The organism is Sulfitobacter sp. 1A13496 (assembly GCF_043557225.1).
GTDB lineage: Bacteria > Pseudomonadota > Alphaproteobacteria > Rhodobacterales > Rhodobacteraceae > Sulfitobacter > Sulfitobacter faviae.
The window spans coordinates 167,804-181,079 of the sequence record NZ_JBIFFP010000006.1 but is presented as its reverse complement, the minus strand read 5'-3'; the positions used below and the strand labels follow the sequence as shown (position 1 = coordinate 181,079).

The 13,276-nt window shown below is 64.1% G+C and carries 15 protein-coding genes; 9 read left to right on the top strand and 6 right to left on the bottom strand.

Going from position 1 to position 13,276, the window contains the following annotated elements; genetic code table 11:
- From ACGYLX_RS14455 to ureG, 7 genes are read left to right on the top strand one after another with little or no spacing between them, the layout of a single operon-like run.
- Complete coding sequence (locus ACGYLX_RS14455; RefSeq protein ID WP_067263701.1) at nt 1-303, top strand: urease subunit gamma; 303 nt, start codon at nt 1-3, stop codon at nt 301-303.
- Between the two features lie 8 nt (nt 304-311).
- Nucleotides 312-509, top strand: a complete 198-nt coding sequence (locus tag ACGYLX_RS14450) for a hypothetical protein (protein WP_073037937.1) — start codon at nt 312-314, stop codon at nt 507-509.
- Entirely contained in the window at nt 506-811 is a 306-nt protein-coding gene (locus tag ACGYLX_RS14445) for an urease subunit beta (protein WP_067263695.1), read from the top strand. The genes ACGYLX_RS14450 and ACGYLX_RS14445 overlap by 4 nt, the downstream gene beginning before the upstream one ends.
- Nucleotides 811-2,535: an urease subunit alpha gene (gene ureC / locus ACGYLX_RS14440; RefSeq protein ID WP_394450321.1), complete on the top strand. Its 1,725-nt coding sequence runs from the start codon at nt 811-813 to the stop codon at nt 2,533-2,535. Before ACGYLX_RS14445 ends, ureC begins: the two co-directional genes overlap by 1 nt.
- Nucleotides 2,536-2,545: 10 nt before the next feature.
- Entirely contained in the window at nt 2,546-3,052 is a 507-nt protein-coding gene (gene ureE / locus ACGYLX_RS14435) for an urease accessory protein UreE (protein ID WP_209219253.1), read from the top strand.
- Nucleotides 3,045-3,692: an urease accessory protein UreF gene (locus ACGYLX_RS14430; RefSeq protein ID WP_394450406.1), complete on the top strand. Its 648-nt coding sequence runs from the start codon at nt 3,045-3,047 to the stop codon at nt 3,690-3,692. Before ureE ends, ACGYLX_RS14430 begins: the two co-directional genes overlap by 8 nt.
- Nucleotides 3,689-4,333 carry an urease accessory protein UreG gene (gene ureG, locus ACGYLX_RS14425; RefSeq protein ID WP_394419384.1) on the top strand — a complete coding sequence of 215 codons (645 nt, stop codon included), beginning with the start codon at nt 3,689-3,691 and terminating at the stop codon, nt 4,331-4,333. The genes ACGYLX_RS14430 and ureG overlap by 4 nt, the downstream gene beginning before the upstream one ends.
- On the opposite strand, the gene ACGYLX_RS14420 is transcribed toward ureG, so the two are convergent.
- Both ACGYLX_RS14420 and ACGYLX_RS14415 read right to left on the bottom strand, forming a co-directional pair.
- Entirely contained in the window at nt 4,330-5,358 is a 1,029-nt protein-coding gene (locus ACGYLX_RS14420; protein ID WP_394450319.1) for a P1 family peptidase, read from the bottom strand. The two genes, ureG and ACGYLX_RS14420, sit on opposite strands and share 4 nt — an antisense overlap.
- A gap of 34 nt (nt 5,359-5,392) precedes the next feature.
- Entirely contained in the window at nt 5,393-6,568 is a 1,176-nt protein-coding gene (locus tag ACGYLX_RS14415) for a nucleotide sugar dehydrogenase (protein ID WP_394450318.1), read from the bottom strand.
- Nucleotides 6,569-6,812: 244 nt separating this feature from the next.
- On the opposite strand from ACGYLX_RS14415, the gene ACGYLX_RS14410 reads away from it, so the two are divergent.
- Nucleotides 6,813-8,141, top strand: a complete 1,329-nt coding sequence (locus ACGYLX_RS14410; RefSeq protein WP_394450317.1) for a DUF2793 domain-containing protein — start codon at nt 6,813-6,815, stop codon at nt 8,139-8,141.
- 21 nt (nt 8,142-8,162) lie between these two features.
- Here the strand turns inward: ACGYLX_RS14410 and ACGYLX_RS14405 are convergent, their stop codons facing one another.
- The 4 genes from ACGYLX_RS14405 to ACGYLX_RS14390 all read right to left on the bottom strand — a co-directional run bounded on the left by ACGYLX_RS14405 (nt 8,163) and on the right by ACGYLX_RS14390 (nt 11,922).
- On the bottom strand, nt 8,163-9,125 hold the full coding sequence (locus tag ACGYLX_RS14405; RefSeq protein WP_394450315.1) for a pyridoxal-phosphate dependent enzyme: 963 nt from the start codon (nt 9,123-9,125) through the stop codon (nt 8,163-8,165).
- 12 nt (nt 9,126-9,137) lie between these two features.
- Nucleotides 9,138-10,274, bottom strand: coding sequence for an aminotransferase (locus ACGYLX_RS14400; protein WP_394450313.1), 1,137 nt, complete (start codon nt 10,272-10,274; stop codon nt 9,138-9,140).
- Between the two features lie 16 nt (nt 10,275-10,290).
- Entirely contained in the window at nt 10,291-11,364 is a 1,074-nt protein-coding gene (locus ACGYLX_RS14395) for a serine hydrolase domain-containing protein (RefSeq protein ID WP_394442245.1), read from the bottom strand.
- A 78-nt stretch (nt 11,365-11,442) separates the two neighbouring features.
- Nucleotides 11,443-11,922 (bottom strand): Lrp/AsnC family transcriptional regulator, encoded by a 480-nt coding sequence (locus tag ACGYLX_RS14390; RefSeq protein ID WP_394442248.1) that lies wholly within the window; start codon nt 11,920-11,922, stop codon nt 11,443-11,445.
- A gap of 94 nt (nt 11,923-12,016) precedes the next feature.
- Here ACGYLX_RS14390 and ACGYLX_RS14385 point away from each other — a divergent pair, with 94 nt between their 5' ends.
- The gene (locus tag ACGYLX_RS14385; RefSeq protein WP_394442251.1) at nt 12,017-13,219 is read left to right on the top strand and encodes a methionine gamma-lyase; all 1,203 of its coding nucleotides are present in this window, start codon (nt 12,017-12,019) and stop codon (nt 13,217-13,219) included.
- The last annotated feature ends 57 nt before the right edge of the window (nt 13,220-13,276 follow it).

Below are 13,276 nucleotides of genomic sequence, written 5' to 3'. Positions count from 1 at the left end.
GTGCAACTGACCCCGCGAGAAAAAGACAAACTGCTGATCTCCATGGCTGCCGAGGTCGCCCGCAAGCGCCTTGCGCGGGGGGTCAAGCTGAACCACCCCGAGGCCATTGCCCTCATCACCGACACCGTGGTCGAAGGCGCGCGGGATGGCCGCAGCGTGGCCGATATGATGCAGGCCGGTGCCCATGTCATCACCCGCGACGACTGTATGGAAGGGGTGGCCGAAATGATCCCCGAGGTGCAGGTCGAAGCCACTTTCCCCGACGGGACCAAATTGGTCACCGTGCACAACCCCATCAGATAGGATATCCCATGCCGCGTTTTGCCCCCCTTCTTGCCCTGCCGCTTATGTCGCTCGCCATGGCGGCCTTCGCCCATAGCGCGCCGCTCCCCCACAGCCACGGCGGAGAGGGCGACGGATCGCTCGCCGTCTACCTGATCGCCGCCGCGGCCTTTGCGCTGTCGGGGGGGATCCTCGTCCTGCGGCGTCTGAAGACCGCCAAAGCATGATCCCGGGAGAGATCATTCCGGCGGAGGGCCTGTTGACCCTCAATGCCGACAGCACGGCGATCACGCTGATGGTCGCCAATACCGGAGACCGCCCGGTGCAGGTGGGCAGCCACTACCATTTTGCCGAGAGCAACCCGGCGCTTGAGTTCGACCGCGCCGCCGCGCGGGGCCTGCGCCTGGACATCGCGGCGGGGACTGCGGTGCGTTTTGAGCCCGGCCAACGGCGCGAGGTCGCGCTCATCCCGATCGGCGGGGCGCGGCGGGTCTTTGGCTTTAACAGCGCGGTGATGGGAGACCTCTGATGCCTGCACAGATCAAACGCGGTGACTATGCCGCCATGTTCGGCCCCACGGTGGGCGACCGGGTGCGGCTGGCCGATACGGACCTTATCATTGAAGTCGAGCGTGACCTGACCACCGGTGAGGGCCGGGCCTATGGCGAAGAGGTCAAGTTCGGCGGCGGCAAGGTGATCCGCGACGGCATGGGCCAGTCGCAGGTCACCCGCGCGGGCGGCGCCGTGGATACGGTCATCACCAATCCGCTGATCGTTGACCATACCGGCATCTACAAGGCCGATGTCGGGCTGAAAGACGGGCGCATCGCCAAGATCGGCAAGGCAGGCAACCCCGACACGCAGCCGGGGGTCGATATCATCATCGGGCCGGGCACCGAGGTGATCGCGGGCGAGGGGCGCATCCTCACCGCCGGGGGGTTTGACAGCCATATCCATTTCATCTGCCCGCAACAGATCGAAGACGCGCTGCATTCGGGGCTGACCACCATGCTCGGCGGCGGCACTGGCCCTGCACATGGCACATTGGCCACGACCTGCACACCGGGCGGCTGGCATATCGGGCGCATGATGCATGCCGCCGACGCCTTCCCGATGAACCTCGCCTTCGCGGGGAAAGGCAATGCCTCGCAACCCGCCGCACTGGAAGAGCAGATCAACGCAGGCGCCTGTGCGCTGAAACTGCATGAAGATTGGGGCACCACCCCCGCCGCGATTGACTGCTGCCTTGGCGTGGCCGATGCGATGGATGTGCAGGTGATGATCCACACCGACACGCTGAACGAAAGCGGCTTTGTCGAACATACCGTAAAAGCCATGAAAGGCCGCACGATCCACGCCTTCCACACCGAAGGCGCGGGCGGGGGCCATGCGCCGGACATCATCAAGATTTGCGGCGAAGAGCATGTGCTGCCCTCTTCGACCAACCCCACGCGGCCCTTCACGGTCAACACGTTGGAAGAGCATCTGGATATGCTCATGGTCTGTCACCACCTCGACAAGTCGATCCCCGAGGATGTGGCCTTTGCCGAAAGCCGCATCCGGCGAGAGACCATCGCCGCCGAAGACATCCTGCATGACATGGGGGCTTTTTCGATCATCGCCTCCGACAGTCAGGCCATGGGCCGGGTCGGAGAGGTTTTGCTCCGCACGTGGCAGACCGCTGACAAGATGAAAAAGCAACGCGGGCGGCTGCCCGAAGAGACGGGCGACAACGACAATTTCCGCGTCCGCCGCTACATTGCGAAATACACCATCAACCCCGCCATCGCGCATGGCATCTCGACCCATATCGGCAGCATCGAAGAGGGCAAGCGTGCCGATCTGGTGCTCTGGAACCCCGCCTTTTTCGGGGTGAAGCCCGAGATGGTCTTGCTTGGCGGCAGCATCGTCTGCGCGCAGATGGGCGACCCGAACGCCTCTATCCCGACGCCGCAGCCGGTCTATTCGCGGCCCATGTTCGGGGCCTATGGCCGCGCGGTGGAAAACTCTGCCGTGGTCTTTGTCAGCGAAGCGGCAGAGGCCGCGGGCGTTGGCGGCAGCCTCGGCCTTGCCAAACAGACGCTTGCGGTGCGCAACACCCGCGAGATCGGCAAGCGCGATCTGAAGTTGAACGACGCGCTGCCCGAGGTCGAGGTCAACCCCGAGACCTATGAGGTGCGCGCGGATGGTGAATTGTTGACCTGTGAACCCGCCTCTGTGCTGCCGATGGCGCAGCGCTATTTCCTGTTTTGAAGAGACCGAGATGACCCCAATCCTTTGCCAAGAGATGCGCCGCGCCGGAGCGTGGTCCGATGCCAGTGATCGGGTCGAGCTGACCTATGACGGGCGTTTTCTGCGCCGCAAGGTGCTGACCACGGCGGACGGGCTGGCGTTTCTGGTCGATCTTGCACAGACCACCTCGCTCGACCACGGCGATGCTTTCGTGCTGGCCGACGGGCGTCTCATCGAAGTAGTGGCCGCCGACGAAGCCCTGCTGGAGGTGACCGGCCCCGACCTGCCCCGCATCGCGTGGCACATCGGCAACCGCCATACCCCCTGCCAGATTGACGCCGAGCGGCTGGTGATCCAGCGCGACCATGTGATCGCCAAGATGCTCGGCCAGATCGGTGCCACCACGCGAGAAATCACCGGCCCCTTCCGCCCCGAAGGCGGTGCCTATGGCCATGGGCGCACCCATGGGCATGACCACGGCCATGTTCACCACGCCGTTCACGATCACGACCACCCACATGACCATGCGCATGGCTGACACCCTACAGGCCGGTACCCTTTTGACCTTGGTGCAGATGCTGTCGCCCTCCTACCCGGTGGGGGCCTTCGCCTATAGCCATGGGTTGGAATGGGCGGTGCAGAACGGGGATGTGACGGGGCAAGACAGCTTGGCCGACTGGCTGGGCGGCGTGTTGCGGCATGGGGCGGGTCAAGCGGATGCGCTTTTCCTTGCGGCGGCTTATTTCGTGGATGACCCATCGGAGGTCGACGCGCAGGCCCGCGCCTTCGCCGCCTCTGCCGAGCGGTTGAAAGAGACCGTGCTACAGGGCGAAGCCTTTGCCCGCGCCAGCGCCGCGATCTGGCAGCAGGACATGCCGCCGCTTTGCTATCCCGTGGCCGTCGGACGCGCCGCACGGCTGCAAGGGCTGCCGCTGCGCCAAACACTTGAGATGTTTTTGCACGCCTTTACCGCGAACCTCGCCACCGCGGGCATGCGCCTTATCCCCTTGGGGCAGACCGAGGGGCAGATCGTCATCCGCGACCTTGCGCCGCTCTGTCTTGAGGTCGCCGCGGCGGCAGAGGACGGCACGCTCGACGATCTCTCCTCCACCGCCTTTCTCAGCGACATCGCCGCGATGAAACACGAAACCCAGTATTCAAGGATTTTCCGCACATGAAACGCAACAACGGCCCTTTGCGCGTCGGCATCGGCGGCCCGGTGGGCGCGGGCAAGACCACTCTGACCGCCGCGCTCAGCCGCGCGCTGCGGGATCGGCTGTCGATCGGCGTGATCACTAATGACATCTACACCCAAGAGGATGCAGAGGCGCTGATGCGCATGCAGGTGCTGCCGCAAGACCGGATCATCGGGGTCGAGACCGGCGGCTGCCCGCATACGGCAATTCGCGAGGATGCCTCGATCAACCTTGCTGCCGTGGCGGAGATGGTTTCGCGGCACCCGGATGTGGAAGTGGTCTTGATCGAAAGCGGCGGCGACAACCTGTCGGCCACCTTCAGCCCTGAACTCGCGGATGTGACGCTCTATGTGATCGACGTGGCGGCGGGGGAGGAGATCCCCCGCAAGGGCGGCCCGGCGATCACCAAGTCCGACATTCTGGTCATCAACAAGACCGACCTCGCCCCCCATGTCGGCGCCTCGCTCGAGGTCATGCAGCGCGACAGCGCGCGGATGCGCCCGGACCTGCCGACGGTCTTCTGCGCGTTAAAATCCGGCGAGGGGATCGACGCGCTGCTGGCGCATCTGGCGCAGGTCGGGGGGCTCGACCTCGCCCCCATGGACCCGGTGAGCGCGGCTTAACCGCGGTAGACCTCTGACAGCCGGTCGCGAAATGCGGGCAAAAGGCTGCCATCATAGCCCCGGTGCGGGACGCCATGCCAAAGCGCGTTGAGGATCGCCTCCTCAACCGCTTCGACCGCGGCGATGAAGAGGGCATCCATCCGGTCTTCGTTCAACCGCTCGACGCTCTGCGTATCAGCCCCGCCACGGGTGATGCGGTTGGCGGTTGAGAAGGCCAGCGCGATGTCGCCGCTTTGATGGCCGATGTGGCTGCCCAACCGGCCAAGGGCTGCGGCGCTGCGCCGGGCCATGCGGGTCAACTGCCGCGACCCCATCGGCGCGTCGGTCGCCAGAATGATGATGATCGAGCCCTTGTCGGGCTCATTCCCCGGCCCCGGCGGCGGCAGCTGTTGGCCAAAGACCCGCAAAGCACTTTGCTGGCCGAAGTTCGACAAAACCAGCGCGCCAAGGTCGAACCCCGCGCCGCCCGGCAGGGTGACCAGCCGCGAAGCAGAGCCGAGACCACCAGCATAGCCGAAGGTCTTCATCCCGCTGCCGGCCCCGACCGTGCCCTGCGCAAACGCTGGCCCGCAAGCCGCAATCGCCGCCTGCGCGTGATCCTCTGTCACCGCCAGCGCCTGAATGTCGTTCACCGTGCCGTCGTTGCATTCCAAAACCAGCGGGTTGACCGTGCAAAGGCCCCGCCCGATCTCGGGGTTTTCTGCAATCGCCCGCCGGATCAGCGCCGTGCTACAGGGGCCCACGCCAAAGGTGTTGGTCAGCAGGATCGGCGTCTCGATCTGACCCAGTTCGGCCAGTTGCATCAGGCCTGCGCTTTTGCCGAAACCGTTCAACACGGCCACGCCCGCAGGCACCGGATTGCGAAAGAGATCACCTTCATGCGGCAGAACCGCCGTCACCCCGGAGCAAAGCCCCTCCCCGCGTAGGTCTTGGCTGCCCACGCGCACCCCCGCGACATCACAGATGGTATTTCGTGGCCCCGTGGGCAGGGTCGACCAGTTCTTGCTGTCGATCGTATTGCGCATTTTGCCTTCGAGAGTTTGGGGTGCCGTTGGTGCGTCAATCCGCACCGAAAAGATCGCGGGTAAAGACCTTGTCGGGGACATCCGCCAGATCCGGGTGATTGCGGTTGGCCACGATCACATCCGCGCGCGCCTTGAACGCTTCCAGATCGCGGGTGACTTCGGAGCCGAAGAAGCGTTCCTCTTGCAGCACCGGCTCATAAACGATCACTTCGATGCCCTTGGCTTTAAGCCGCTTCATGATCCCTTGGACCGAGCTTTGCCGGAAATTGTCCGACCCGGCCTTCATCACCAACCGGTAGATGCCCACCCGCTGAGGGCCAAGCGCCAGAATCTGCTCCGAGACGAAATCCTTGCGGGTGCGGTTCGCCTCGACCACGGCGTTGATCAGGTTTTGCGGCACGTCAGAGTAATTGGCCAGCAACTGCTTGGAATCCTTGGGCAAACAGTAGCCGCCATAGCCGAATGACGGGTTATTGTAATGCCCACCGATGCGCGGGTCGAGGCAGACACCGTCGATGATCTGCCGCGTGTCCAACCCATTGGTCAACGCGTAGCTGTCCAATTCGTTGAAATAGGCCACCCGCATGGCAAGGAAGGTATTGGCGAAAAGTTTGACCGCCTCTGCCTCGGACGCACCGGTAAAGAGCATGGGAATGTCGTCGTCGATTGCCCCCTCGGCCAACAGTTGCGCGAAGCGCCGGGCGCGCGGGCTGTCTTCGCCGACGACGATGCGCGAGGGGTGGAGGTTGTCGTAGAGCGCGCGGCCCTCACGCAGGAATTCCGGGCTAAAGATCACTTGGTCGCTGTTCAACTCGGCGGAGAGGCCCGCGGTATAGCCCACCGGGACGGTGGATTTGATGACGATAGTGGCCGTTCTCGTGACCGCCAAAACATCCCGCACCACCGCCTCGACACTGGAGGTGTCGAAGACATTGGTGCGTGGGTCATAGTTGGTCGGCGTGGCGATGAGCACGTAATCAGCCTCGCGATATGCCGCCTCCGCGTCGGTCGTGGCCCGGAGGGTGAGGGGCTTTTCCGCGAGATATTGCTCGATCTCCGGATCGACGATTGGCGCTCGGCGGGCATTCACCTGCGCCACCCGGTCTGCGTTCAAATCGACCGCTGTTACCTCATTGTGCTGCGCCAGAAGCACCGCATTCGAAAGCCCGACGTAGCCGATACCGACAACGGCGATCTTGGTCTTGGACATAAGCGTTGGCCTTTCTTGCGCGGCGTGGCGTGATGTTAAACTGCGGCTTTCGTTTTGAAAAGGCACCGCCTGACAGGGAGTTAGGGCGGTTTGGCGAAAGTGAAAGCCGCAACGTGAACCTTCCGCCCGCGCCGTGCGATGGGGCAGAACCGCCGCTTGTTGCGCGCGGCCCGAACGGTGGGTTGTCAGGCTGGCAAGACTTCCTTCTCACAGTCTCAGGCGACCCATAACGCGGAGAGCCCCGATGCCCGACACCTCTGAGCGCCTATCCCTGCCCTATCTGATGCCTGCACAGGCGCAAAAACATGTGACCCATAACGAAGCGCTGCAACGGCTCGATCTTCTGGTGCAGCTTGCGGTCGAAGGGTTTGACGCCAACACGCCGCCCGCCCTACCGCAGGCGGGGGAGGTTCATGCACTCGGTGATGCGCCGACAGAGGTTTGGGCGGGTCATCCCGGTGAATTGGCCGCGTGGGTCGGAGAGAGCTGGCAGTTCACCGCCCCGCAAGACGGCTGGGTTGCCTTGGATAAATCGACAGGGATTCTTCACCGTTGGGGCGCAGGGGCTTGGGCCGAGGTCTCGCCCCCCGATCTGGCGAACCTCTCCGGGCTGGGGGTTAATACGGATTACGACAGTGGCAATCGCTTGTCGGTCGCCTCCTCGGCGAGCCTGTTTACCCACGAAGGGGCGGGGCATCAGCTAAAACTCAACAAGGCCAGCGCCGCCGATACCGCGAGCCTGCTGTTCCAAACCGATTGGTCTGGCCGGGCCGAGATGGGCACGGCGGGGCAGGATGATTTTGCCATCAAGGTCAGCGCCGATGGCAGCAGCTGGACCACCGCGCTGGCATTTGACGCGGCGAGCGGCATCGCCTCAGGCGCGGCGCTGACGCAGGGCGTGGATGATGCGACGGTGGGTCGTTTGCTGCGGGTCGGGGATTTCGGCATCGGCGCTGACGCGGGGCCGCTGGTGACGGACCTCGACGCGCATGATCTTTCGGGCAGTTTTTCAAGCTATGGCGGCGCCCATGCGCAGGCGCCTTCCGGGGCCAACCCTTTCCCGGCGCTGAATGGGGTCTTCGGCCTGCTCTGCGGCAATAGCACCTTGGGCGGGCAGAGCGCCTATCTGTGGCAGATCGCACTGGGCATCGACACGCCGGGTCTGGCCTTTCGTCTCCGGGCGACGGGGGCATGGGGCGCGTGGCAGCCCCTGTGGTCCGGGGCGAATACGACTGTGGATGCGAATGGGTTCATCAAGGAAGCCAGCCCGATCGTGCGTCTGTTCCGCGATGGCAGTGAAGAGCCTGCGGTGCCTTTGGGTGCAGGGTTCGAACGGATCGGGCTTGGCCATTACCGATTGTCGAACGTCCCACCCCTCGCCAGCCGCGGTTGGCAGATCGAAGCGCCGCAGGATGCGAATGGCAACCGGCTGGTTCATGTCGCGTGTAGCTATGATGCGGGGACGCTCGATATCCGCACCCGCGAGGTGATCTGGCAGGACGGCTGGGCTGGCGGTGCGCCGCGGGACATTCCCGAGGGTCGTTGGGTCGACCTGCGGTTCGACATGCCCTGATGGAAAATGGCCGGGTAGCCGTCAGATGATTCCGCGCAACTGCTCGACCTCATAATTACCACCGCATAGCAGAACGACAGAGGTCTGGCCCGCGAAGTTCTGCGGCCCTGCCAGATAGGCCGCCAGCGCCAAAGCGGCGGCCCCTTCGACCAGCATGTTCTCTTCCCAAGCCAACACTTTTAACGCTTCGGCGATCTGATCCTCGTCGCAATGGATGATCTCGTCGATCACCGCGCTTGCGAGCGGCAGGGTCATCGAGCCAGCATCGACGCCGCCCGCCACGCCATCGGCCAGCGTGTCGAGATGTTCCGTTTCGACGATTTTCCCCGCTCTGATCGACGCGGCCAGCGCGCAGCTATTCGCGGCACTCACACCGATCACGCGGGTCCGCGGGGAGAATTCCTTGATGACCGATCCCACGCCCGAGATCAGCCCGCCACCGCCCATCGAGATGAAGACATTGTCGATGCCTTCGATCTGGTCGAGCAGTTCCAGCGCGGCGGTGCCCTGCCCCGCGATCACCTCAGCATCGTTGTAGGGTGAGATATAGGTGTAGCCCTCAGCCTCAGCCAAACTCTGCGCGTGTAGCTCTGAAAGCGAGGCATCGGCCCCATGGATCACGACCCTAGTGCCGTAGCTTTCAATAATCTTGCGTTTCTTGGCGATGACGGTTTCGGGCAGCACCACGATCAACTCATGCCCCGTGGTCTGGGCCGCAAGCGAGCAGGCGATGCCGTGGTTGCCGGAAGATGCGGTGATGACAGGCCGGTCGAGCGGCACCGTCGTCAGCTTTGCACTGGCGCCGCGCAGTTTGAATGACCCGGTATGCTGGAAGTTCTCGGTCTTGTAGAACAGCCGCGAACCCTCTGCCATTGGCAAGCGGGAGGCGATCACCGGCGTGCGGTAAACCGCGCCCGCGATTTTGCGATGAACCACGCAGGAACGGGCGGCGCTTTTGGCGATCAGGTCTGAGGCTGACGGCATGATGGGCTCCATCTAGCTTGACTGTGCCGCGCCGTGACGCGCGAGGAAAGCGGAGACACGCGCCAACCCGTCGCGCAGGTCCGCCGTCGAATTGGCGAAACCGATGCGCAGCCAGCCCTCCATGTCCATGGCGCTGCCGGGGGTGAAGAGGACGCCCTCCTCTTCCAGCAATTGCGTGCAGAAATCACGGCTCGGCAGCGGCAGGTCGTATTTCAGCAGCGCCGTGGTGCCCGCTTGCGGCTTCACCCATGAGATCAGCGGCTCGGCCTCGACCCAATCCGACAGGATCGCGAGGTTCTCACGCGTGATCCGATGTGCGCGGTCGAGGATCTGGGCGCGGTTTTCGAGGGCGAGGGCCGCGAAATACTCGTCAATCCGCCCGACAGAGATCGTGTTGTAATCGCGGTGGATCATGATGTCTTCCAGCAGGGCCTTCGGCCCCGCGACCCAGCCCACGCGCAGCCCGGCCAGCGAATAGGCCTTGGACATCCCCGCAGTACTGATGCCACGCTCGTAAAGATCGCAGATCGAGGCGGTATAGCCGTTCCCGGCCTGATCGGTGCCGCGATAGACCTCGTCGCAGAGCACCCATGCGCCGCTGCCGCGCGCGATCTCGGCGATCTCTGAGAGCATCGCCCGGTCCATCAGCGCGCCGGTCGGGTTGTTGGGGTTGTTGGTGGCGATCATCCGCGTGTCGGGCCGCATCATCGCGCGCAGCTCGTCAAGGTCGGGCAGGAAGCCGTTCTCCGGGCGCAGGTGCAAGAGTTCGACCTCGGCACCGATGCTCTCGGGGATCGAGTAATGCTGCTGGTAGGTCGGCACGATGGCGATGACATGATCGCCGCGGCTGACCAGCGTCTGATGAACCAGCGCATTGGCCCCGATGGTGCCGTGGGTGGTCAGCACGTTCTCGCGGGACTGGTTCTCGTAAAGCCCCGCCACTGCGTCGCGCAGCCGGTCTAAGCCTTCGATCGCGCCATAGCCCATGCGCATGCCGCGCAATTCGCCCAGCACGGAATTGTCGACGCCCGCCATGTCGATCAGCTCGCCTAGGGTGATCGAGTCCACGCAGGTCTCGGCGAGGTTGTAGCGGCAGTGGTTCTCGAATTCGTTCATCCACATTTCGACGCCGAAGGTCTTGATATGCATGGGGTTTCCTTTCGTGTCAGCTCTCGGTCAGCGCGGCGAAAAGCCGGCGGAGGAATTGCGGCGTGGCGGTCGGCGCGAGCCAGCGCATCACGGCGACGATCTCGTGCTCGGGCGCGATCCAGATCGTATGGCCGCCCGCGCCCTGCGCGCTGAAGGCGGTATCGGGCAGTTTCGGATCGGCTTCCGCCCCGCGGTTCAGCCACCACAGAAAGCCGTATTTGTCGAGTGTCGGTGTCGGCATCAGGGACCGCTGCATCCAGTCCTCGGGCAGAATTTGTTCGCCGTTCCACGCGCCGTTCTGGCAGATGAACTGGCCGAACTTTGCGTGATCCTCGGCAGAGATGAAGAGGCCCCCACCCCAATGCCCGCCGCCGGTGACCGACTGCATCCGTTTGCCATCCACCTCGACCCATGAGGTCGAATAGCCCTCCCACCGCCAGTCAGCGGAGGCCCCGATCGGGTCCATGATCCTTTCGCGCAGCACCTCCGGCAAAGGGCGGCGAAAACGCATCATCAGCGCATAGGCCAACGCGTTCACCCGGACGTCGTTGTACTCATAGTGGCTGCCCGGCGCACCGACCGCGCGCAGCTGCCCCTTGCGGCTGTTGTCCGCCCCCGGGCCGATCTGGCGGTAGTGGTCGACCTGATCGTCCTTGCCGAAAATCTCGCCGCGCCATTCGCTGTTCATCTGCAACATCTGCCGCCAGGTGATGCGCCCGTTGTGATCGCCCGCAAAATACGGCCCCGGCACGCTGTCGCCCACGGGCGCGTCGAGGTCCGCGATCAGCCCGTCTTTCACCGCCAGCCCCGCCAGCACCGACAGGTAGCTCTTGGCGATGGAGAAGGTCATGTCGGCGCGCGTCGTATCGCCCCAATCGGCTACGCGTTCACCGCGATGCAGGATCACCCCCGCGGGGCCGCCGCGCGGTTTGACGGGGCCCACGATCTCAGTCCAAGGGCCGCTTTCGTTCCACTCGCGATTGCCGACATAGGCGCCGTCGGCATGGTACATCGAGCGGGGCCAATCGGTCTCATGTGCTTGCGCATGATCAACGACGGCTTGCAGGGCGGGGGTGGCGGCGAATGTCATGGGGGCTCCTCGGAACTTCGGGCGCAGATTTCCCAAGGGGGACGGGATTGTAAACCGGTTAAATTGTTTTACCCCCGCTCAATCGCCGATGTCGGGGTAGACCTGAGAGCGCTTGACCACGCCGTAGACAAAACTGGTGTCGATCGACCCGATGCCGCCGATGGGATGCAGCCGCGCCCGCACAAAGCGTTCGTAATCCTCGAGATCGCCCACCACGACGCGCAGCAGGTAGTCCGACAGCCCGCTCATCACGAAACATTCCAGCACCTCCGGGATCGCGCGGATCTGGCTTTCGAAGCGCTGCACCGTGCCCTCGTCGTGACCGTCCAGCGTCACCCGCACCATGACCGTGACCGGCAGGCCGTAGGCCTTGGCATCGACCTCCACGCTGTAGCCCCGGATCGCGCCGTTTTTCTCCAGCGCGCGCAACCGGCGCAGGCAGGGCGAAGGCGAGAGACCGACTTCGTTAGCCAGATCAAGGTTGGTCATCCGGCCATTGCGCTGCAGCGCGCGGATGATCCGGCGGTCGGTGGCGTCCAATCGGGGCGTTTGGGGCATGATATGCCAAATCTCCTGCAATTTACGCATATATTAGCAACCAAATGCCCCTTGTGCCATCGGATCATGCCGGAAAATCAGACAGGGGCCAGCCATGACCGAGAACCAGAAATCCTTTGCCACCCGCGCCATCCACCACGGCTATGACGCGCAGGACGAACAGGGCGCGCTGAACCCGCCGATCTACATGAGCTCGACCTTCACCTTCGAGACCGCGGAGGCGGGCGGCGACATGTTCGCGGGCGAGCGTGCAGGGCATTTCTACACCCGCATCAGCAACCCCACGCTGGTCCATCTTGAAAAACGTATCGCCAACCTCGAAGGCGCCGAGGCCGGGCTTGCCACCGCTTCGGGCATGGGGGCGATCACCTCGACGCTCTGGTCCTTCCTGCAGGCGGGCGACGAGATCATCATCGACAAGACGCTTTATGGCTGCACCTTCGCCTTCATGACCCATGGCTTGCCGCGCTTTGGCGTCAAGGTGACGCTGGTCGACATGACCGAGCCCGAAAACCTCGCCGAGGTGATCAGCGACCAGACCAAGGTGGTCTATTTCGAAACCCCCGCGAACCCGAACAACAGGCTGGTGGACATCGCCGCCATCTCCGAGATCGCGCATCGCGTGGGCGCCAAGGTGGTTGTCGACAACACCTATGCCACGCCGGTCATCACCCGCCCCATCGAACATGGCGCCGACATCGTGCTGCATTCGGCGACGAAGTTCCTTTCGGGTCACGGCGACGTGGTGGCGGGCCTCGTTGTGGGCAATGCCGAGGACATGATGCAGGTGCGGCTCGTGGGTCTGAAAGACATGACCGGCGCGGTGATGTCGCCGCTCACGGCCATGCTGCTCTTGCGCGGGATCAAGACGCTGGAACTGCGCATGGAGCGCCACTGCGCCACCGCTGCCAAGGTCGCCGAGGCGCTGGAGCAGCACCCGGCGGTGCTGCATGTCGCCTACCCGGGGCTGGCAAGCTTCCCGCAGGCCGAACTCGCGCGGCGGCAGATGGGCAACTTCGGCGGCATGATCCCCTTCGAGGTCAAGGGCGGCAAGGCGGGCGGCATCGCCTTCATGAACCGGCTGAACCTCATTCAGCGCGCGGTGAGCCTTGGCGATGCGGAGAGCCTGATCCAGCATCCCGCCAGCATGACCCATTCCACCTATTCGCCCGAGGAACGCGCCCAGCACGGCATCGCCGAGGGGTTGGTGCGGCTTTCTGTCGGGCTGGAATCGGCGGAAGACATCATTGATGACCTTTACGCCGCGCTAGGGGCGCATAACATGCAAGCGGCCTGATCCGGCACGAACCGGACCAGTCGCGGGCGGTGTCGAGGAGGGCACCGCCCGAGGGAT